The 19,545-nt window shown below is 69.7% G+C and carries 18 protein-coding genes; 8 read left to right on the plus strand and 10 right to left on the minus strand.

Annotated elements, in window-relative coordinates; genetic code table 11:
• Positions 1-432: 432 nt before the first annotated feature.
• From rox to ACFVWW_RS18550, 3 genes are all read right to left on the minus strand, one after another.
• Positions 433-1,860, minus strand: a complete 1,428-nt coding sequence (gene rox, locus ACFVWW_RS18540) for a rifampin monooxygenase (protein WP_386878558.1) — start codon at positions 1,858-1,860, stop codon at positions 433-435.
• A gap of 200 nt (positions 1,861-2,060) precedes the next feature.
• Positions 2,061-2,927 carry an RNA polymerase sigma-70 factor gene (locus ACFVWW_RS18545; protein ID WP_386878557.1) on the minus strand — a complete coding sequence of 289 codons (867 nt, stop codon included), beginning with the start codon at positions 2,925-2,927 and terminating at the stop codon, positions 2,061-2,063.
• Positions 2,924-3,502: a carboxymuconolactone decarboxylase family protein gene (locus ACFVWW_RS18550; protein WP_386878556.1), complete on the minus strand. Its 579-nt coding sequence runs from the start codon at positions 3,500-3,502 to the stop codon at positions 2,924-2,926. The genes ACFVWW_RS18545 and ACFVWW_RS18550 overlap by 4 nt, the downstream gene beginning before the upstream one ends.
• 259 nt (positions 3,503-3,761) lie before the next feature.
• On the opposite strand from ACFVWW_RS18550, the gene ACFVWW_RS18555 reads away from it, so the two are divergent.
• Together ACFVWW_RS18555 and ACFVWW_RS18560 are read left to right on the plus strand one after the other, a co-directional pair.
• Positions 3,762-4,118, plus strand: a complete 357-nt coding sequence (locus tag ACFVWW_RS18555; protein WP_384185293.1) for a YciI family protein — start codon at positions 3,762-3,764, stop codon at positions 4,116-4,118.
• A gap of 48 nt (positions 4,119-4,166) precedes the next feature.
• The gene (locus ACFVWW_RS18560) at positions 4,167-5,408 is read left to right on the plus strand and encodes an RNA polymerase sigma factor (RefSeq protein WP_386878555.1); all 1,242 of its coding nucleotides are present in this window, start codon (positions 4,167-4,169) and stop codon (positions 5,406-5,408) included.
• A 119-nt stretch (positions 5,409-5,527) separates the two neighbouring features.
• Here the strand turns inward: ACFVWW_RS18560 and ACFVWW_RS18565 are convergent, their stop codons facing one another.
• Positions 5,528-6,019 carry an SUKH-4 family immunity protein gene (locus ACFVWW_RS18565; RefSeq protein WP_386878554.1) on the minus strand — a complete coding sequence of 164 codons (492 nt, stop codon included), beginning with the start codon at positions 6,017-6,019 and terminating at the stop codon, positions 5,528-5,530.
• A gap of 657 nt (positions 6,020-6,676) precedes the next feature.
• On the opposite strand from ACFVWW_RS18565, the gene ACFVWW_RS18570 reads away from it, so the two are divergent.
• On the plus strand, positions 6,677-7,261 hold the full coding sequence (locus ACFVWW_RS18570) for a DUF3291 domain-containing protein (RefSeq protein WP_386878553.1): 585 nt from the start codon (positions 6,677-6,679) through the stop codon (positions 7,259-7,261).
• A 653-nt stretch (positions 7,262-7,914) separates the two neighbouring features.
• Positions 7,915-8,679 (plus strand): SAM-dependent methyltransferase, encoded by a 765-nt coding sequence (locus ACFVWW_RS18575; RefSeq protein WP_386878552.1) that lies wholly within the window; start codon positions 7,915-7,917, stop codon positions 8,677-8,679.
• 41 nt (positions 8,680-8,720) lie between these two features.
• Here the strand turns inward: ACFVWW_RS18575 and ACFVWW_RS18580 are convergent, their stop codons facing one another.
• Entirely contained in the window at positions 8,721-9,767 is a 1,047-nt protein-coding gene (locus ACFVWW_RS18580) for an SDR family oxidoreductase (RefSeq protein ID WP_386878551.1), read from the minus strand.
• Between the two features lie 131 nt (positions 9,768-9,898).
• On the opposite strand from ACFVWW_RS18580, the gene ACFVWW_RS18585 reads away from it, so the two are divergent.
• Both ACFVWW_RS18585 and ACFVWW_RS18590 read left to right on the plus strand, forming a co-directional pair.
• Positions 9,899-10,786: a helix-turn-helix domain-containing protein gene (locus tag ACFVWW_RS18585; protein WP_386878550.1), complete on the plus strand. Its 888-nt coding sequence runs from the start codon at positions 9,899-9,901 to the stop codon at positions 10,784-10,786.
• Between the two features lie 58 nt (positions 10,787-10,844).
• Positions 10,845-11,771: an SDR family NAD(P)-dependent oxidoreductase gene (locus ACFVWW_RS18590; protein WP_386878549.1), complete on the plus strand. Its 927-nt coding sequence runs from the start codon at positions 10,845-10,847 to the stop codon at positions 11,769-11,771.
• 190 nt (positions 11,772-11,961) lie between these two features.
• Here the strand turns inward: ACFVWW_RS18590 and ACFVWW_RS18595 are convergent, their stop codons facing one another.
• Positions 11,962-12,510, minus strand: coding sequence for a GNAT family N-acetyltransferase (locus ACFVWW_RS18595; protein ID WP_386878548.1), 549 nt, complete (start codon positions 12,508-12,510; stop codon positions 11,962-11,964).
• A 376-nt stretch (positions 12,511-12,886) separates the two neighbouring features.
• On the opposite strand from ACFVWW_RS18595, the gene ACFVWW_RS18600 reads away from it, so the two are divergent.
• Positions 12,887-13,420, plus strand: coding sequence for an AAA family ATPase (locus tag ACFVWW_RS18600; RefSeq protein WP_386878547.1), 534 nt, complete (start codon positions 12,887-12,889; stop codon positions 13,418-13,420).
• On the opposite strand, the gene ACFVWW_RS18605 is transcribed toward ACFVWW_RS18600, so the two are convergent.
• Together ACFVWW_RS18605 and ACFVWW_RS18610 are read right to left on the minus strand one after the other, a co-directional pair.
• Positions 13,381-15,630: a HelD family protein gene (locus ACFVWW_RS18605; RefSeq protein ID WP_386878546.1), complete on the minus strand. Its 2,250-nt coding sequence runs from the start codon at positions 15,628-15,630 to the stop codon at positions 13,381-13,383. The two genes, ACFVWW_RS18600 and ACFVWW_RS18605, sit on opposite strands and share 40 nt — an antisense overlap.
• Before the next feature lie 75 nt (positions 15,631-15,705).
• Positions 15,706-16,344 (minus strand): TetR family transcriptional regulator, encoded by a 639-nt coding sequence (locus ACFVWW_RS18610; protein ID WP_386878545.1) that lies wholly within the window; start codon positions 16,342-16,344, stop codon positions 15,706-15,708.
• Positions 16,345-16,458: 114 nt separating this feature from the next.
• On the opposite strand from ACFVWW_RS18610, the gene ACFVWW_RS18615 reads away from it, so the two are divergent.
• A complete protein-coding gene (locus ACFVWW_RS18615; RefSeq protein WP_386878544.1) occupies positions 16,459-17,427 on the plus strand; it encodes a zinc-binding dehydrogenase in 969 nt (322 codons plus the stop codon).
• 170 nt (positions 17,428-17,597) lie between these two features.
• Here the strand turns inward: ACFVWW_RS18615 and ACFVWW_RS18620 are convergent, their stop codons facing one another.
• Positions 17,598-17,984 (minus strand): hypothetical protein, encoded by a 387-nt coding sequence (locus ACFVWW_RS18620; RefSeq protein ID WP_386878543.1) that lies wholly within the window; start codon positions 17,982-17,984, stop codon positions 17,598-17,600.
• Positions 17,985-18,049: 65 nt separating this feature from the next.
• Entirely contained in the window at positions 18,050-18,691 is a 642-nt protein-coding gene (locus ACFVWW_RS18625; RefSeq protein WP_386878542.1) for a serine hydrolase, read from the minus strand.
• Positions 18,692-19,545: the final 854 nt, after the last annotated feature.

Genomic DNA, 19,545 nt, shown 5'->3' on the forward strand with positions numbered 1-19,545 from the left:
CGCGGAGAGCCTCCTCCACCCCACAGCCGACAACGCCTGAACCGGATGGGTAGAGAAGGGCCTGACGGGTGCCCCCGTCTGTCGGTCAAGGTCCGGGCCTTGCTCGCCTTCGACTCCGGGCGCACGTCGATCAAGCAGACTCCCGTCCGGGTCACGGCCAAAAAGTCCGGCGTGTGCTCACGCCACCCGTTCGTCGTACGAAGTCGCAGCCTCAGCGGCTGCGAAAGTACGTCGACGAGATCGGCCGCGATCGGGATCTCGGTCGGACGCGCCACCGGACTGAACGCCTGACCAGCCGGCGTACCCCCAGGTCGATCACCACCCCCTGCCGCTCGGCACCAGCACCACTCAACCGGCCTCGCCTGATGAGCGGTAGAGGCAGTCACGCCGCGCTGAGCACGAGCACGAGCACGACAGGTGACAGCTGTGCGTTCAGCTGATGGCGGCGCCGAACCACTTGGGTAGCTGGCTGAGCAGATCCTGCTGGTCTTCGCCGGCCCATGCCACGTGGCCGTCCGGTCGCAGCAGTACGGCGGGCGCGTCCAGTTCCTCGCTGACGTCGACGACGTGGTCGACCCGATCCGCCCAGCCCGCCACCGAGAGCCGGCCGGTCTGGTCGAGCAGCAGGCCGCGGCCGCCGTGCATCAGCTCGTAGAGGCGTCCCCGTTTCAGCCCCACGTCCCGCATCCTCCGGCCGAGCAGTTCGTGGCCCTCGCCGAAGTCGTAGCGGACCTCGACCGCGGTGATGATCCCGGTGACGTACCGGTTCACCTCCTCGAAGTCCATCAGCTTCGAGAACATCTCCCGCAGCGCGGTCGCACCCGGATCGGTACCCAGCAGCGTGATCTGCGCGCGGGTGTTGTCCAGCACGCGGGCGCCCACCGGGTGCCGTTCGGCGTGGTAGCTGTCCAGCAGTCCCTTCGGTGCCCAGCCGTTGACCTCGGCGGCCAGCTTCCAGCCGAGGTTGAACGCGTCCTGGACGCCGAGGTTGAGCCCCTGCCCGCCGGTCGGCGGGTGGATGTGCGCCGCGTCGCCGGCCAGCAGCGCCCGGCCGACCCGGTAGCGCTCGGCCTGCCGGGTGGCGTCGCCGAACCGGGACAGCCAGCGCGGCGAGTGCGCGCCGAAGTCGGTGCCCGCGAAGGCCCGCAGCTGCCGCTTGAACTCCTCGAGGGTCGGCGCGGTCGTACGGTCCTCGGCCACCCCTTCGGCGGGCACGACGAGGCGGTACACCCCGTCTCCGTCGAGGATGGCGCCGAACCGCAGTTGGGTCTTGCGGACTTCCGTGACGATGGCGGCGATCGTCGCCGGATCCTCGGTCACCTCCATTTCGCCCAGCAGCGTCTCGACCGTGGCGGGCTCACCGGGGAAACCGACCCCGAGCAGCTTGCGCACCACACTGCGGCCGCCGTCGCACCCGACGAGGTAGCGCGAGCGCAGGTGCGTGCCGTCCGCCAGCTCGACGGTCACCCCGTCCTCGTCCTGGCTCAGCCCGACCACTTCGCAGCCGCGCCGGATCTCGGCACCGAGTTCGAGGGCACGCTCGTTGAGCAGCCGCTCGATGACCGGCTGCAGGGTGGTGAGGCCGTACGGGTGCGCGGTGTCCAACCGGTCCGGCCACGGCTTGTGGATGCCGCCGAAGAAACCGCCGACCTGGAACTTCTCACTGACCGCGAGGAACCGGTCCAGCAGGCCGCGCTGATCCATCACCTCGACGCTGCGCACGTGCAGGCCGCGCCCGCGGGTCTGCCCGGTCGGCTCGGCCAACTTCTCCAGCACGACCACGTGCACTCCGGCCAGCCGCAATTCGCCGGCCAGCATCAAGCCGGTCGGTCCGCCGCCGACAACGATCACGTCGATCATCACAAATCCCCATTTATTTCCGCAGATTCTGCCTTCGGCTGGCGATTCTGCGGCACGACCGGGGTCTTGCCGCAAGCCCCCCGGTGCGCTATACCTTGAGAGTGGCGAGGAGTGGGTAACCTCCTTTCCCTCATCTACTTTCCCTCATCGCGGGCGACCGCGGCCGGGCCTTCGGCCCCGACGCCGGAGCAGCAGCGGGCTTACCTGGCGAGTTCGGCCGGTTCATCCATCCGCGTCAGCTTCCGTGGGTTTCTCATCACGTAGATCCGGGCAACCCGTCCGTGCTCCACCACGAGACTCACCGCCGCCGGCTCCCCGTCGATCTCGATCCGGCCCGCAGGCGCCCCGTTGAGCCATACGGGCTTCGCCTCGAACGCGGCCACCACCCGGTTCGCGCGCGCGAGCAACGTCGCCACTGGTCCGGCCCCGTGGATCGGAGCCCGAGCGGCGGCCGCGAACCCGCCGCCATCGGCGATCAGGACCACGTCCGGCGCCATGAGCTCCAGCAGCTCCTGCAACTGTCCGGTTCGCAACGCGATCAGGAACCGCTCCACCACGGCCTGCTGCTCCGACCGGCTCACCGGCACCCGCGGCCGCCGGGCCGCCACATGCTCGCGTGCCCGCCGCGCGATCTGCCGCACCGTGGCCGCGGACTTCCCGATGGCCTCGGCGATCTCGCCGTACGGCATGTCGAAGACCTCGCGGAGCACGAACACCGCCCGCTCCGCCGGCCCGAGCGTTTCCAGCACGGTCAGCATGGCGATCGATACGCTCTCCGCGAGTTCGACGTCCTCGGCGACATCGGGGCTGGTCAGCAGGGGTTCCGGCAGCCACTCGCCCACGTATTCCTCGCGGCGGCGCGACAGCGTTCGCAGGCGGTTGAGCGCTTGCCGCGTGACGACTCGGATGAGGTACACCCGCGGGTCACGCACCTGCGACCGGTCGACGTCGGCCCACCGCAGCCAGGACTCCTGCACCACGTCCTCCGCGTCGGCCGCCGACCCGAGCATCTCGTAGGCGACCGTGAACAGCAGGCTGCGATGGGCGACGAACGGGTCCTCGGTCATGCCGTGGACGCCGCGCCGGAATTCTCAGGACGCGCGGCGAGCGGAATCTCGCACGCGGCGGAGAAGCCCTGCGACTCGATCCCGAGCGCCGTGTTGCTCCTGGTCGCGAAGTTGGCGAAGGCGATGTACACGGTGAGCTCGATCATCGCCGCCGGGCCGAGCTGGTCGAGCAGACGCGCGGACAGCTCGTCGGTGACGGTCGGCGGCGTGTTCGTCATGGCCTCGGCGTACTCCAGTACGTCCCGCTCCAGCGGCGTGAACACCTCCGACTCCCGCCAGCGCGGCACCTGGCTCGCCTTGGCCATGTCCAGGTGGTGGTTCCGCGCCTGGAAGTAGCCGATGTCGAGGCACCAGCCGCAGCCGACCTGTGCCGCGACGGCCATGTGCGCGAACGACTTGAGGCTCTGGTCGGCCGCGTCCCACTCGCTCGTCCTGCCCCCGAGCTCCAAGGATCCCTCGGCGACCTTGGGGTTGTGCCACATCACCTCGACGGGTTCGGGCACGGCACCGAGCTGCTTGATCATGCTTTCGCCGACCCCGGTGGTGAGCTCCGCCTTCGGAACGCGTAGCGCCATGGTGTTCTCCCTGTACGTGTGCCTGTTCGACACGTGGGCTGTTTACACGTGTGGCTGTTTGACACGTGTGCCTGTTTGACATGAAGACACCGCCGGGCCCGCGAATGTGACAACCGTCGCCACCGGAGGCACATCCGGTTGGCCGCCTCGGAAAACTCGCAGAAGAATTCCGGGGGGAGCTGTCGATCCGGCCGTCTCCCGTTCGACGCAGGGGTGAGGGACAGGGAAAAGCCCCCGCCCTCCCGATCGAGGAGTCACCATGCCGCGCTACCTGACGATGATCCACGTCGACGAGCAGAACCCGCCCACCGACAACCCCGGCCCCGAGTTCGACGAGCGCATGGGCGCGCTGCTCGAGGAGATCACCAAGGCCGGGGTCATGCTCGACACGGCCGGTCTCGCCCCGACCTCCGAGGGCACCCGCCTCACCTGGGCCGACGGCAAGGTCAGCTACACCGACGGTCCCTTCACCGAGAGCAAGGAAGTCATCGGCGGTTACTCCCTCATCCAGGCCAAGGACAAGGCCGAGGCCCTGGAGTGGGCCTCGCGATTCCTGCAGGTCCACCCGAAGCACTGGACGGTCACCGCCGAGGTCCGCGAGATCGCCGAAGGCTGATCCGGCTGCGCTTGCCCCGCTCCCATAGGGCTGTTCTGATGGGTTGCCGTGACGGCAGCAAGCGCGACCGAGACGGTCGAAGCGGTATTCAGGATCGAGTCCGCGCGGATCATCGCCGGTGTCGCCCGCATCGTGCGGGACGTGGGCATCGCCGAGGAACTCGCGCAAGACGCCCTGGTCACCGCGCTGGAGCAGTGGCCGGAGTCAGGTATCCCGGACAGGCCGGGCGCCTGGCTCATGGCCACTGCCAAGCACCGGGCGATCGATCTCGTACGCCGCAAGGAGACGTACGCGCGCAAGCTGGCGGAGGTCGGGCGCACGCTGGAGGACGTACCACCGCCCGAGCCGGCGGACGTGGACGACATCGACGACGATCTGCTGCGGCTGATCTTCACCGCGTGCCATCCCGTGATGTCGACGGAGGCCCGGATCGCGCTCACGCTGCGGTTGCTGGGCGGGCTGACGACGGAGGAGATCGCCCGCGCGTTCCTGGCCTCGGAGCCGGCCGTCGCCCAGCGCATCGTCCGCGCGAAACGGACGCTCGCCAAGGCCGGGGTTCCCTTCGAGGTGCCGTACGGCTCCGACCGGGCCGCCCGGGTCTCGTCGGTCCTCGAGGTCATCTACCTGATATTCAACGAGGGCTACTCCGCGACGGCCGGCGACGACCTGGTGCGCCCGGCCCTGTGCGAGGACGCGCTCCGGCTGGTTCGCGTCCTGGCGGCCCTCATGCCCGAGGAGCCCGAGATCCACGGCCTGGCCGCGCTGCTGGAGTTCCAGGCGTCCCGTATCGCCGCCCGTACGGGCCCCGACGGGGAACCGGTGCTGCTCGCCGACCAGAACCGCGCCAAGTGGAACCGCATGCTGATCCGCCGCGGCGTCGAGGCCCTGCACCGCGCGGGCCACGGCCCGTACTCCGTCCAGGCCGCCATCGCCGCGTGCCACGCACAGGCGGTGCGCTACGAGGACACGGACTGGACGGCCATCGCCGCACTGTACGGACGGCTGATGGCCCTGACCCCGTCCCCGGTGGTGGAGCTGAACCGAGCGGTCGCCGTCTCGATGGCGGAGGGCCCCGCGGCCGGCCTGAAGCTGGTGAACGCCCTGGCGGACGGACCGGCCCTGAAGGACTACCACTGGCTGCCGAGCGTCCGGGGGGATCTGCTGGAGCGCCTGGGACGGGGGAAGGAGGCGCGCGCGGAGTTCGAGAGGGCGGCGTCCCTGACCCGCAACGCGCGGGAGAGGGAACTCCTCCTGGAAAGGGCCTCACGCTGCCGCGTCTCTGGTCCCTAGCAGCCCCCCGGCCCGGGGCCAACCGTCTGCGTCCGGCGTGAGCGTCTGGAGGTGTGAGATCAGCGCCCCCGCCATACGGAAGGTCATCTCATTTGTGATCAGCAGTTACGGGACAACCCTTAACTAAAGTCACCAGATTTGATAGACCACATAAGTTCGTACCAGTAATTATCGTGTACTTCGTAAGCTTCCGGATCAATGCGGCGCACCATATCTTCGAAGCCGGCTGCGGCAATGTCCCAACTTTTGCCAGCTTCGTCTTCATCAAAAGGGTAACGCTCAATCAGCCCACCCATACACAAGGTGAAATGCTCTAGCGTGGTATTGACTACCCTCACGCCCTCCACTCCGCGAGCGGATTCCACTACATGCCCGGCGTGAGGATCCCATAGGATGCTACCAAATAGCCCAAGGGTGCCAAACTTGACGAGTCGACCACGCGGCTCAATTGAAGAGAATTCCAGGAATTCAAGAGGTAGATACAGCTCCCCGATTGATCCGTTCGGCACGTCAAGTGAAGCTGGTACGGAGACCTCCCCTACGGGTTCGCGGAAGTTCAGTGCAATCACCGCATATTCGGACTTGAATTCACTGACATTTTCACTATTCATTGCATATTTCCAAGGATATAAATGAGGGTGGGGCGGCCGCATAGTTGGTCAGCCCACGGTTCTTGTCGATAACGCGCTGGACGGCCCCGCCGGTGGCGCCGTTGCCGTCGTTCCAGTCCCGGTAGAGGTCCTCGACGTAGTCGATTTTGGCGACTGCTTCCTCGGCAGCGACTTCGGAGGCGAATCCGGGTGCTGAGGTGCCAAGTTGGGCACGAGTTGGACGGGCGGCCGTGCGCGTCGAGCTTGGCGTCTACGACGGGCCGATCCGCTTCAACATCCTCTTGCCGGACTACGTCGCCGGGCATCCGCCACTCGCTCTGCGCGCGTAGGTCACGCTTTTGCTCAGCCGGCGGTGTGGCGACGTCCCGGCGGCGCTTCGCCGCCTCAGCTCCGCGGTGGCCTCTGCAAGAGGCCACTTGGACAGGGAAAAGGCAACTTCGACAGGGCCTGCAGTCGGGGCTATCTTCGCCTGACATTCGGCGCCGCCCGCAGTCGCACAGGGGTTCCACCAGCCCAGCCTGAGTCACCCGCAAGGGGATGAGTCGATCACGCCCACAGCTCCCCGCCCCCACGCGCAGGCCACCGAATCGAGTCCACGCCCAGACAGCGAAAGCGTCAGGGACTTCCACACCAGGCTCCTCGGCCAGGGAGAGACGCATGCCCCATCTTGCTCTGTACACGTTCGGCGTCCTGAAGTCACCCCTCACCGATCCCGCACGTCTTACGCGGGAGTTCCACGAGAGCGGTGAGGCCGCCTACCGGGAGATCAGCCAGCACCCCGGATATATCGCTCGTGCTGAAGCGGCAGATCGCAGCCTGGGCGCACGGACGGATTTCGACTCGGACTGGGGTGAATGGGGAGAGTTTGCTGTTCCGGCCTGGTACGGGAAAGGCCGCACTGCGGAATCCACCGCCCTGGCCGCGACCCTCTCACTCTGGACCGACCTGCGATCCGCCTTCGACTCCATCTACACCGGTCTGCACCGCGCCGCGCTCAACAGGCGTTACGACTGGTTCGAGAGGACGGGACACCCGGGTTACGTGTTCTGGTGGGTTGCCGACGGCACGATACCCACCTGGCAGGACGGGGTTTCCCGGCTGGAACACCTCCACGACCACGGCTCCGCGCCATACGCCTTCACCTTCCACCACTCGTTCGATCTGGGCGGAACACCGACCGAGCTCAAAGGCGTCGGACCGAGAAGCGAATTGTCCATGCCCGACTCGCCTACGTGCAACTGACGATGTTCGAGGTGGCGTGCGCACCCTGTGGGGCATGGGGTCGCCGAAAATCCGCTGGTAGTGCAGTCGTTGGGCCGGGTTCATGTCACCGAGCGCGGCGATGTGCCCGCGCTGGAGCTGTTCGAGGGTGATCAGGAAGTTCAGCTTCCGGCAGAGGGCCGACGCCCGGTTGATCTGACTGTTCAGCGGGCCCTCCAATAGGTTCACCCGATGGAAGTACGAGTTCAGGTCCGTGTCGTAGACGAAGCGCGGCGACAACAGGTACGGCGTGCCGTCAGGAATGCCCAGGTCATGAGCCACAACTCCCACTTGTCCGGGGAAAGTTGCAGGTGCCAAGGCTGCGGCTCAGGCTGCGGCAGGTCCCGGGAGCTGTAGTGGACTGACCAGGCTCCTTGTCTCAACACCCGCGGACCGTACAGCTACTTGGTCATTGACCGAGCGTGCACAAGCGATGGTGCAGCGGAACCATCGTCGAGTTCGAGCAGGACCTCGACGGCTCCGTGCACGATCTCCAGCACGACCCACTCGGCCTCGTCGCCGGAGAGCTTGGGCCATTTGAAGACCCGGCCACGGAGTTTGTGCCGCGGGCGGCCATGGTCGGTCGTCTCGGTGACCGCGCAGTCCCGCGCCGGCTCACGCCTAGTCTGGGGATCATGACCGCCTTCTCCTCTTCGCCGCCGCCCATATACACCTGGCTCGACTTCAACTCGCCGCTCTCGGCGGCCCGAGCGGCCGGCCTGGTCGATCGGCTCGGCAGGAGTGGGCCGGCCACGGTGCTCGATCTTGGCTGTGGGTGGGGGGAACTGATGCTTCAGGTGCTGGCGGCAGTGCCCGGTGCGGTCGGCACCGGGATCGACACCAATGCGGATCATCTCGCCAGAGGCCGCGAGAACGCCGAGAAGCGAGGGCTCGGCGATCGGGTCCAGTTTGTCGAAGAGCCCGTCGCCGGCTTCTCCTCCGAGCCCGGTGACCTCGCCCTCTGCGTCGGATCGAGCCACGCGTTCGGGGACGCCGAGCCGCCGGCCCACACCGCCGTGGCGCTGCGAGCGCTGAGGGGCAGGGTGAGGACGGGCGGCAGGGTGCTGTTCGGTGAGAGCTTCTGGCAGCGGCCTCCGACGGCCGGCGAACTCGCGGGAATGTGGCCCGACGCCTCAGCCGACGAGCACACCGACCTCACCACGCTCGTCGGTCTCGCGGCCGCCGCGCGATTTCGCCCCCTGTGGATCGAGACGGCGACCCTCGACGAGTGGGAGCAGTTCGAATCCGGATACCTCGCCGGCAAGGAGGAGTGGCTCGCGTCTCACGGCGACCACGCAGAGGCGGACACGGTCCGCGCCGCGGCTGACGCGCATCGGGACATGTGGCTGGGCTACCGCGGCATCCTCGGCTTCGCCTACCTCACGCTCGTGGCGTACTGATCATCGCGTTCTGATCCATGGCGTACGGCCAGGGCGGCGGCTCACGCCGCCTTTCGCGGGTTCCGGAGCAGCCCGAGTCGTACCAGGCTCTCGGCTGTCGCGACGATGGCTTCCTCGTTCGATCGCGGCGCCCAGCCGAGCACGCGTCCGGCCTTCTCGCTGCTGGCCTTTCTGACCTTTCCCAGGTCGGGAACGATCGGCTTGAGCGAGGGGGCGATCAGTGAGGTGAGCCGCACCATCACGTCGGGCAGCATTCTGGTCGGGACGCGTTTCGCCGCGTCGCCCATGCGGGCCTTCAGTAGAAGGGCGATGTCATTCATCGTCATGCCGTCGCCCGCGATGGCCAGGAATCGCTCGCCCTTGGCAGCGGGACTGGTCATGGCGCGCAGGTGCAGGTCCGCCACGTCCCGTACGTCGACAACGCCGAAGGAAAGCCGGGGAGTGCCCGGCATCGCGCCGTCCATCAAAAGCCGTACGAGCTGGATGGAGCCCGAATAGTCCGGCCCGAGCACGGGACCGAACACCCCGACCGGATTGATGACCGAGAGCTCCAGAGATCCGCCTTCACGGGCGATGAAATCCCACGCCGCGCGCTCGGCCAAGGTCTTCGATTTCACATAGGCGCTCACGTCAGCGTTCGGGTCCGTCCAGCTCTCCTCGGAAAAGGGCCGGTCCGTGTGCTGGTGGCCGTACCCGATCGCGGCGAAGGAAGAGGTCTGTACGACGCGTCTGACGCCCGCGTCCCGCGCGGCCCGCAGCACACGCAGCGTCCCTTCCCGTGCCGGGACAATGAGTTCGTCCTCGTGTTTCGGCACGCCAGGAGGGAAGGGCGACGCGACATGAAGCACAAAGTCGCAGCCGGCGACGGCTTCCGGCCAGCCCGCGTCGGACAAAAGGTCGGCGACGGCGAATGAGAGAGCCTCTCCCGGTTCGGCGCCGCCCGCCTTCACCATTGCGCGCACATCGGCTTCACGCGTGAGTGAACGCACAGTCGTCCGTACGCGATAGCCCGCGTCCAGAAGCCGCACGACGCAATGCGCGCCGACGAATCCCGATCCCCCGGTTACCAGCACCAATTCGCCGCTCATGCCCGGCCTCCTCGTTCATTCATTCTCATGGTGTCGATAATGCGGCGGATCATCACCGACAGTAAGTCCCCACTGACACTGGTACTCACAGGGACAGGATGAACCGCGCACCTGGCCCTACCCTGGAAATCATGGCTACGGGACGTACGGGAAACGGACTCGGTGAATACCTGCGGATTCGCCGCGAGCGGGTACGCCCGGACGATGTCGGTCTGCCCACGGGCACGCGCCGGCGGGTGCCCGGACTGCGGCGGGAAGAGGTCGCGCTGCTCGCGGGCATCAGCGTGGAGTACTACCTGCGCCTGGAACAGGGCCGCGACCAGCACCCCTCCGACCAGGTCCTCGACAGCATCGCCCGCGCCCTGCGGCTCGACACCGACGCCGAGACGTATCTGCGCCAGCTGGCCCGCCCGGCGCGAGCCGGCAGGCGCAGGCCCGCCCGGCCGGAGCGGGTCAGCGCGAGCGTGCAGAGCCTGATCGACAACTGGACCACCACGCCCGCCCATGTCCACGGCCGCTACATGACCACCCTGGCCGCCAACGCGATGGCCGTCGCGCTCAGCCCGTACTACTCACCCGGAGTGAACAGCCTGCGCGCGGCGTTCCTGGAGCCGGAGATGCGGGAGCTCTACCGCGACTGGGACGAGATGACCGCCAAGGCTGTCGCGTACCTGCGGTCGGTCATCGGTGGCGCCGTCGACGATCCGCAGCTGACCGAGCTGATCGGCGAACTCAGCCTGCGCAGCGAGCGCTTCCGGACACTCTGGGCGCGCCAGGACGTACGGCAGAAGACGAGCGGGGTCACGCGCCTGCTGCACCCGCAGGTCGGTTCCCTCGATCTCCACTACGAGAAGCTGGCGCTCCCCGGCGCACCGGGTCAGATGCTGGTCACGTACCACGCGGAGCCCGGCTCCCCGTCCCACGAACGGCTTCAGCTGCTCGCGCACCTGGCCACGCAGCCGCCGTCCGGCCGGGCCGCGACTGCCCGGACGACTGCGCCGAGCACGTCGTCGGGATAGCCGCTGCGACAGCCACGACAGCCGCTACGGATCTACAGATCAACGGAGAGAGAAGGACATGACCGAGTCCGCGCCGTTCAACGCCCGCACCACCGCCGCCGAGGTCGTGGCGGGTATCGACCTGACCGGCCACCGCGCCGTCGTGACCGGCGCTGCATCCGGCATCGGTGTCGAGACCGCCCGGGCGCTCGCGGCCGCGGGCGCGGAGGTGACCCTTGCGGTACGGAGCGTCGAGGCCGGTGAGCGGACCGCCGAGGACATCAGCGCGACCACCGGCAACAAGCATGTCCTCGTCGCACCGCTGGATCTCGCCGACCAGGCGTCCGTCGCGGCTTTCACGGCCGCGTGGGACGGCCCGCTGCACATCCTCGTCAACAACGCCGGCGTGATGATGACGCCCGAGACACGGACGCCGGAGGGCTGGGAGCTGCAGTTCGCCACCAACCATCTCGGCCACTTCGCGCTCGCCACGGGGCTGCACCCGGCCCTCGCGGCAGCCGGCCGGGCCCGAGTCGTGGCGCTCAGTTCGATCGCGCATCTGCGGAACCCGGTGGACTTCGACGACATCCACTTCCGGGTGCGCGCGTACGACCCCCGGGTCGCCTACGCCCAGTCCAAGACCGCCACCGTCCTGTTCGCGGTCGAGGGGAACAGGCGCTGGGCCGGCGACGGCATCACCGTCAACGCGGCACACCCCGGGGCGATCTTGTCGAACCTGACGCGACATCTGAGCCCGGCGGAGCTCGACCGTACGGTCGCTACCGGCGGCTATGTGTTCAAGACGCCGCAGCAGGGCGCGGCCACATCCGTACTGCTCGCTGTCTCGCCCCGGCTCGAAGGCGTGGGCGGCCGGTACTTCGAGGACTGCGACGAAGCGCGTCGCCATGCGCCGGGGGCCTCCGGAGGCGTCGCGGACCATGCCCTCGACCCCGACGCGGCGGCGCGACTGTGGCAGGTTTCCCTCGACATGATCGCCTCGGCGTAGCGCGCTCGGCCGCAGCCGGTTGAGGACGCGGCCCGGTCCGGAGGCACGGCCTGCGTGGCTGGTGGCGTGGCCGGTGCGCGTACACGGATCACCCCCATTGCCCTACGACGTGCTCCACGAGGTCAAGCGGCGCGCCAAGGCCGACGACCGATCGGTGGCCTCGTGGATCGTCGCGCTGTCGGGCACGAGGTCAACCGGACGGCGTGACCGAGGACCACACGCCGAACCACTGCTCGGCGCCGTACTCCTCGAACCGCTCCACCTCGGTGAACCCCAGCTTCGCCGCGAGGCGCATCGAGCGGTCGTTGGCGGTCCGGGTGCAGAGCACCACCAGCTCGCCGGGAAGCGCGTCGGCGAACCAGTCGAGTGCCGCCGCGCACGCCTCGGCGGCGTACCCGCATCCCCACGCCTCCGGCAGGAACATGTAGCCGAGCTCGGCCTCCCCGGCATCCGGACGGACATGACCCGGACGCTCCGCGTCGCGCCGATCGAACGTGATCATGCCGATCATCGCTCCGTCGAGATCGATCACGAAAAGGCCAGGACGCCGCCCGGGCACCTCAGGCACCGTGCGCTCAAGCTCGTCACGCGGTCGAGGGCCACCGAGGTAGGTGCCCACCTCTGGCGAGGCGAACAGCTCGACGAACGCCGCACGGTCCTGGGCCTCGGGCTCGCGGAGCACGAGCCGCTCGGTCCCGATCGGGGCAGGTGGCCAGGCGACGGGTCCGAGCTCAGTCATGGCGGGCAACCTATCGCGCTCCCGCCGCGCAGGAGCATCAGACGACCCCCACAGCGGCAGCAGCTTCTGACCCGTCGGCCCCATCCGAGCCGCCAGCCGACCGCGGACGCGGGGTCGACCGCAGACGCCGGGCCGGAGACGCGAACGGCAGTGGTGTCCACACAAAGGCCAGAGCGGCGGCTCCCCCGACGGCGGCCCGGGCAACGCGTCTTGGACGGCTCACAATCCTTGCTCCCCCAAAAGTCCGTGAAAGGCGCGCAGTTGGCCCGACCTCTCATCGAACATCACCGCGAACCGCCGGAAACCGAGAAGTCACCTCACCCGGGCCGAAGCAGCACGCCACGCCCCGAAAACGCCCGCGAGTAGGCTCCCCCGCATGATTGTCTGGCTGAACGGAACCTTCGGAGCGGGCAAGACGACCACCACGAAGGAGCTGACCGCACTCCTTCCGCAGTCGAGGGCCTTCGACTCCGAGGAGGTCGGCTACATGCTGCGGGACGTCCTGGGCTCCGTCCCCGTGACGAACTTCCAGGAATGGCGGCCCTGGCGCGGCCTCGTCGTGGAGACGGCCGCGCAGGTTCTCGACTACGTCGGCGGTGCGCTCGTCATCCCGCAGACCGTGCTCACGGAGCAGTACTGGACGGAGATCCGCGCCGGCCTGGAGAACAAGGGCATCCCGGTGCATCACTTCGTCCTGCACACCGACCGCGACACCCTTGTCGAGCGCATCCACACGGACTCGAAGCCCGAGAGCTCCGGCGCCGTGCAGTGGCGGCTCGACCATCTCTCCGCCTACGAGGACGCCCTTCCCTGGCTACGGCGGGAAGCCACGGTCATCGATACGACCGAGATCTCACCCGCGCGCGCCGCTCAGCTGATCGTCGACAGCGTCGGGGCCGCACCCTCCTGAGGCGGGCCCGTGTCACCCGCCGGTCCGTGCCGCCCGCCGCCCGTGTCGCCCGCCGCCTCCCCCAGCACCCCCGGCAGCGGGCGGCTGTGCACGATGTCCAGGCGGGACACCGCGCGGGTGAGGGCCACGTACAGCCGGTGTACGCCGCGCGCCTCCGCCTCCGCGACGGCGGCCGGTTCGGCGAGGACGACATGGTCGTACTCCAGGCCCTTCGCCGCCGTCGCGGGCAGCACCGTCACCCGGGCGGCCGTCGCGCCGAGGTCGTCCGCCGTCGCCGTGGCGATGCCGGCCGCCCTCAGGGCCGTACGGATCCGGTCCGTGTCGGGGCCGTCCGCGATCACGCCGATCGAGCCCTCGTGGGTGAGAGCCGCCCGTACCGCCGCGGTCACCCCCGCCGGCAGATCGTCCGCCTGACGGATCGTCAATTCACCGTCCCGGCGCAGCGAACGGGCCGGTGGTACGTCGACGTCCAGCGAGGCCAGCAGCCGATTGGCGAGTTCCACGACGGCTCCCGGCACCCGGAATCCGATGGTCAGCGGGACGACGGCCGCCTCCGGTCTGCCCAGATGCGCCAGGAGCCCCGGCCAGGAGCGGGCGGCCCAGGGGGTGGTGCCCTGGGCCAGGTCGCCCAGCACCGTCAGCGAACCGAACGGCGCGCGGCGGGCGATGGCGCGGCACTCCATCGGGGAGAGGTCCTGGGCCTCGTCGATGACGATGTGGCCGTAGCCCGCGGGGTGTTCGATCAGCCCGGCGAGTTCGTCCAGCAGCACCAGATCCGCCGCCGACCACGGAAGGGCTCTGGCCGCCCGCGCCGACAGCGGGCCACCGCGTCCCCGCCGGTGCCTGCGGATCGCCTGCCGCTCCTCGGCGGTGAGGATGCCGTCGGACGGCGCCGCCGGATCGGCGAGCAGCGCCGCGAGTACCTCCTCGGGGCCCGCCTTCGGCCAGACCGTGTCGAGGTACGCGGTGACCGCCCGCGACCGGCCCACCCGCTGCGCCCACAGCGCGGACTGGGGACCGGCCCGCCGTTCCGCCTGGAGCTGGACGGCCCGTACGGCGCGGCTGCGGACGCGTTCCCGGCCGGTGGCGTACGGCGGCGCCTCGGCCCGCACCTCGGCGACGATCCGCTCCAGCTCGTCGAGCCCGAGCCGCCAGCGGTACGAGCCGTCCGGGACGGTGAGCGGCTCCGCGGGCGGCGCGACCCTCCCGTACAGCGCCCGGCGCAGCACCTCGGCCATCCTGGCGTCGTGTTTGACGACCGCCGCGGCCTCCGTGTCCTCGGTACGCACCGGATGACGCGCGATCTCGTCACCGACCGTCGACTGGCGGATGCCGATCTCTCCGAGGGCGGGCAGCACTTCGGAGATGTACGAGAGGAACGTGCGGTTCGGGCCGAGAATCAGCAGGCCGCCGCGCTGGATCCGCTGCGGATAGGTGTAGAGGAGATACGCGGCGCGGTGCAGGCCGACGGCGGTCTTGCCGGTGCCGGGGGCGCCCTGGACGCAGATGGACTCGCCGAGTGCGGACCGTACGAGATCGTCCTGTTCGGGCTGGATGGTGGCCGCGATGTCGCGCATCGGGCCGACGCGGGGGCGCTCGATCTCACCGGTGAGGATGGCGCTTCCGGCCGCGTCCCCGCTTCCCGGCGCCGCATCCTCCTCCCTCAGCCGCTCGTCCAGCGGCTCGTCCTCCAGGCTGGTCAGATCCTCCGGCGCCCCCTTGCTCCACGGCGCCCAGCCGAACCGGCGGCGGACGGCGACGCCCATCGGGTCGCGCGCGCTCGCCCGGTAGAAGGCGCGCGAGACGGGCGCGCGCCAGTCCACGACCAGGGGCGGGGCCGAGGGATGTTCGCTGATACGGCGACGGCCGATGTGGTAGCTCTGCCCACGGTGTTGGCTCGGCCCGCCATGGTCGGCGGCGGTGTCCGTACCGTCCGCACCGTCCGCCGCCGCTACCGCCACCGCCACCGCCGAGAAATCCAGCCGGCCGAAGAAGAGTGGACTGTCGGGCTCCAGCCGCAGTTCCTTGGCGCGGCTGCGCAGATGGCGGCCGAGGACTTCGGCGTCCGCGCCGGAGGCGAAGGCGTTCTCGCCGGTGATGACCTGCTCGGCGGCGTCATCCACCATGCCGGTCAGCGCGGCGCGGCAGGTCTCGTGGTAGGTCCGTTCCCGGTCGAGTTCGCCGGCGAGGTCGGGGTCGGGTGCCGTCATTCCACCGAGAATAACGTAACCAAGTTAAAAACGTTACCGAGTATCACCTTTCCGCCCGCCTGCCTGTCTACCTGTCTACCCGTCTCCGAGGCCGGTGCGCAGCCGCTCGAAGGCCAGCTCCGCCGCCGCGACCGCCTCGGGGTACAACTGCTCGGCGCCCTCGCCCGCCGCGATCCGCCGCCAGTTCTCCAGTGCGAGGACGCGTTGTACGGCGATGATCTGCCCGGCCGCGAGCGCGCCCTCGATCCCGCCGCCGAGGGCCGCGGCCAACGCGTCCTCGGAGCGCTGCTGGAACCCGTACATCCTGGCCACCAGGCTCGGCGTCCCGTACAGCAGCCGGTGGTAGGCGAGCACCTCGCGGTGGTCATTGAGCCCGGTCACCGGGTCGCGCCGGTCGAGCCCGGCCAGGAAGTGCCGCCGCAGGGCGTCGAGCGGGTACGCGCCCTCGGGCCGCCCCGCCACCACCCGGGCCGCCTCGTCGGCATGGTCGGCGAAGCGGTGCAGCGCCAGGTCCTCCTTGGCGGGGAAGTACCGGAAGAGGGTCGGCTTGGAGATCTCGGCCGCGGCCGCGACCTCCGCGACGGAGACGCGGTCGAAGCCCTTCGCAAGGAAGAGCGTGATCGCGGCGTCGGAGATGGCCTGATGCCGCTGCCGCTTCTTACGCTCCCGCAGGCCGAGGTCGCGGTCCTCGTGCTCGTCGCCGTTCATGACCATGAAGCGTACGCAGCACTTGACCGCACGCTCGACCTCACGCTTGACCTCAACCGGACTTGACGTTCAAGACTCGGCGTACGAAGCGGGATGCGGCGTGGGAGAGGTGTGATCGGGATGCGGGTGGCACGGGTGACGGCGTTCGGCGGTCCTGAGGTGCTCGTGACGGCAGAGGCCCCCGATCCGGTGGCGGGGCCCGGCGAGGTGGTGGTCGCCGTCGCCGTGGTGGACACGCTCTTCGTGGAGACGCAGATCCGGACGGGCTGGGGACAGGAGTACTTCCCGGTGCGGCCGCCGTACATCCCTGGCAGCGGTATCGCCGGCACGGTCCGCGCGGTCGGCGAGGGAGTGGACGGCGACTGGACCGGCCGCCGGGTGGTGGCCTCGATCGAATCCGGCGCGGCGGCGGAGCTGGCCGTGGCCCCGGTGGAGTCGCTGGTACCCGTACCGGACGGCCTCCCGCTCACGACCGCCGCCGCCCTGATCCACGACGGCGTCACCGCGGCCGCCCTCATGGAGATCACGAAGCCGGCCGCGGGCCAACGCGTACTGATCCTGGGCGCGTCGGGCGGCATGGGCACCCTGCTGGTCCAACTCGCCAAGGCCCGGGGCGCGTACGTCGTCGGGGTCGCCCGGGGCGAGCGGAAGACCGCTCTCGTACGGGAGTTGGGCGCGGACGCCGTGGTCGACGGCGCCGTCCGGGACTGGCCGGCGCGAGCCCGCGAGGCGCTCGGCGCGGCGGGTGCGGATGTCGTCCTGGACGGGGTGGGCGGCGAAGTGGGCCTGTCCGCCTTCCCGCTGACGGCCACCGGCGGCCGCTTCTCGGCCCACGGCGCCCCGACGGGCGGCTTCACCCCGGCGGACCCCCGGGAGGCGGCGGCCCGCGGGATCACCCTGTTGGGCATCAAGGACGTACAGATCCCGGAGAAGGACCGCGTACGCCTGGCGGCGCAATCCCTGGAGGCGGCCGCGACGGGCCACCTGCGCCCGGTGATCGGCGCCACGTTCCCCCTGGAACAAACGGCCCAGGCGCACCGAGCGATCGAGAAGCGCACCCTGCTGGGAAAGGCGCTCCTGACCTGCTGACCGGCCACACCGCCCCCGACCCGGTCACCGACCAAGAACCGACCGGGCCCGGAGGCCCGCAGGAACCAGCTCACGGAACTCATCGCGTTCAAGACGCCGGCGCTGTCGCGGCTGGGCGATGCGCCGCGCAGGCAGCGCCATACGATCACGCGGAAGCCGGTCGGCCTGCCTCAGCCCTCGGCCGAGCCCGAATTCGGCGTCACAGCCGCTGACACCGCTTGGAGCAGTGCCTCGGGCCCGGCGCCCCAGCGCGAGCTGATCACCAGGTCCCGGGCCGGGTCGACCCAGAGCAGGTGCGCGCCGCCGTTGCCCCGGGCGCAGCGTCCGGTCGAGGGGGCGTCGGGCCATACGGTGCGGTCGTCGTTGAGCCACCAGGACAGGCCGTAGTTCGGCTTCACCGGGCAGGGCGTCCACAGTTCCTCGATCCAGCGCCGGGAGACCACCTGGCGTCCTTCCCAACTCCCGCCCTGCAGGCAGAGCTGGCCGATGCGGGCCAGGTCGAGGGCGTTGATCCACAGTCCGCCGCCCCAGTGCGCGCCCCCGGACACGACGGGCACGCGGCCCTCGGCAACGTCGGCCCAGGAGTTGGCGTATCCGTGCCAGGACCAAAGGGACGAGGCGCCTATTGGTTCCGCGACACGGGTGCGCAGTATCTCCGGCAGGGGCTTGCCGAGGAGCACCGTGAGTGCCAGGGGGCCAGGTTCACGCGTACGTCGTTGTACGCCCAGCCCTCGCCGGGCGGGCCGCCCGGCGACTCGGTGCCCTCCCGGGCGCTCTGCGCATCGACCGAGGTGGGTTTGGACCAGAGTTCGCCCTCCCATTGGCTGGTCTGATCCAGGAGGTGCCGCCAGATGATGGCCCGTCCGTGGGAGTCGGCGAACTGCGGCAGGTCCACGGAGCGGTGTACCGGCTCGTCGAGTCGCAGCAGCCCGTCGTCGTACGCCGCTCCGGCGGTCAGCGCCAGGACGCTCTTGGTCGCGCTGAAGGCCATCTCCACCCGGGCCGGATCACCCCAGGAGGCGATGACCGCACCGCGCCGCAGGACGACACCGCTCGGGGGGCCGCCGTCCAGCAGCGGACCCACGACCTCACGGTGAGAGGTGTCGGACACCTGGGCCGCCAGGTACGACTTCATGTCCGCCACGCCGCGTACGACCCGTTCCGACTGCTCTCGGGTTGCTCGCGCCAGGGCGTCCGTGTGCACTCCGGCCCACGGATCGCCCGCGGCGTCATGCCGCTCCAGCCGTTCGCCCACCCGCGTCACGTTCCGACACCTCGTTCCGTGCACTTTTCGCCGTGCGCCGAGGCCCGTTCACGCCTACCCCGCGAGCCAAGATCGCTTTCCAGTGACTGTACTGCGCGCGAATCGGCCGGCCCGTGCCCCGGCTGATCTCACCTCTCCTCGACCGCCTCCTTGCCCGCCCAAGTCCATGTGCTTGGCGAGGCCAAGGGTTCACGGCCGAGCCAGGGCCTCCGGAGATAGCGCGTCTCGATCTCCCGCCCGGGCGACACATGAGCGTGACGCAGGTGGGCGCGAAGGACGGCGGTCGGTTCTCGCGGCAGGCAGTCCGGAGCCTCCGTACGCTCCGGTCGGCCACGGCCTGACCAACAGTCAACCGACTGCGCGCCTCCGCCGGTACGGCGGCCGGGGGGTTCGGCGCGCGCTTGGCCATGTGACCGTCCCGTATACCCGATATACCGTTCCGGGATGACAGCATCGGACTGGGCCTCGGGGCAGATCCGTTGGACACCCTGCTGCCGATGTGGAGGTACGAGTTGGACCGGCGACGCTTCCTCTCGGCCTCCGCCTACTCCGTGGCCGCGGCCGCCCTGCCCCTCTCGTACGTGCGGGAGATCGCCGGCCGGACGGCGGCCGCCCGCACCGGCCGGACCGTGGGGATGGCCGAGGTCGCCGCGGTCCGGGACATGGTGCGTGTCTTCTCCGAGATGGACGAACGCCACGGCGGGCAGCACGGACGCACCGCCCTGATCCAGTACCTGCGCGACGACGTCGCGCCGCTGTGCCGGGGACGGTTCCGCACCGAGGAGGCTCGCCGTCTGATGCTCTCCGCCGCCAGCCGCGGCGTGCATCTGGCCGGGTGGAAGGCGTACGACGTC

It is taken from the genome of Streptomyces sp. NPDC058198 (assembly GCF_042882605.1).
GTDB lineage: Bacteria > Actinomycetota > Actinomycetes > Streptomycetales > Streptomycetaceae > Streptomyces.

Bases quoted from the DNA above. Each gene is read 5' to 3' on its own strand.
- rox (WP_386878558.1), bottom strand. From the start codon at position 1,860: ATGATCGACGTGATCGTTGTCGGCGGCGGACCGACCGGCTTGATGCTG.
- ACFVWW_RS18545 (WP_386878557.1), bottom strand. From the start codon at position 2,927: ATGACCGAGGACCCGTTCGTCGCCCATCGCAGCCTGCTGTTCACGGTC.
- ACFVWW_RS18550 (WP_386878556.1), bottom strand. From the start codon at position 3,502: ATGGCGCTACGCGTTCCGAAGGCGGAGCTCACCACCGGGGTCGGCGAA.
- ACFVWW_RS18555 (WP_384185293.1), top strand. From the start codon at position 3,762: ATGCCGCGCTACCTGACGATGATCCACGTCGACGAGCAGAACCCGCCC.
- ACFVWW_RS18565 (WP_386878554.1), bottom strand. From the start codon at position 6,019: ATGAATAGTGAAAATGTCAGTGAATTCAAGTCCGAATATGCGGTGATT.
- ACFVWW_RS18570 (WP_386878553.1), top strand. From the start codon at position 6,677: ATGCCCCATCTTGCTCTGTACACGTTCGGCGTCCTGAAGTCACCCCTC.
- ACFVWW_RS18575 (WP_386878552.1), top strand. From the start codon at position 7,915: ATGACCGCCTTCTCCTCTTCGCCGCCGCCCATATACACCTGGCTCGAC.
- ACFVWW_RS18580 (WP_386878551.1), bottom strand. From the start codon at position 9,767: ATGAGCGGCGAATTGGTGCTGGTAACCGGGGGATCGGGATTCGTCGGC.
- ACFVWW_RS18585 (WP_386878550.1), top strand. From the start codon at position 9,899: ATGGCTACGGGACGTACGGGAAACGGACTCGGTGAATACCTGCGGATT.
- ACFVWW_RS18590 (WP_386878549.1), top strand. From the start codon at position 10,845: ATGACCGAGTCCGCGCCGTTCAACGCCCGCACCACCGCCGCCGAGGTC.
- ACFVWW_RS18595 (WP_386878548.1), bottom strand. From the start codon at position 12,510: ATGACTGAGCTCGGACCCGTCGCCTGGCCACCTGCCCCGATCGGGACC.
- ACFVWW_RS18600 (WP_386878547.1), top strand. From the start codon at position 12,887: ATGATTGTCTGGCTGAACGGAACCTTCGGAGCGGGCAAGACGACCACC.
- ACFVWW_RS18605 (WP_386878546.1), bottom strand. From the start codon at position 15,630: ATGACGGCACCCGACCCCGACCTCGCCGGCGAACTCGACCGGGAACGG.
- ACFVWW_RS18610 (WP_386878545.1), bottom strand. From the start codon at position 16,344: ATGGTCATGAACGGCGACGAGCACGAGGACCGCGACCTCGGCCTGCGG.
- ACFVWW_RS18615 (WP_386878544.1), top strand. From the start codon at position 16,459: ATGCGGGTGGCACGGGTGACGGCGTTCGGCGGTCCTGAGGTGCTCGTG.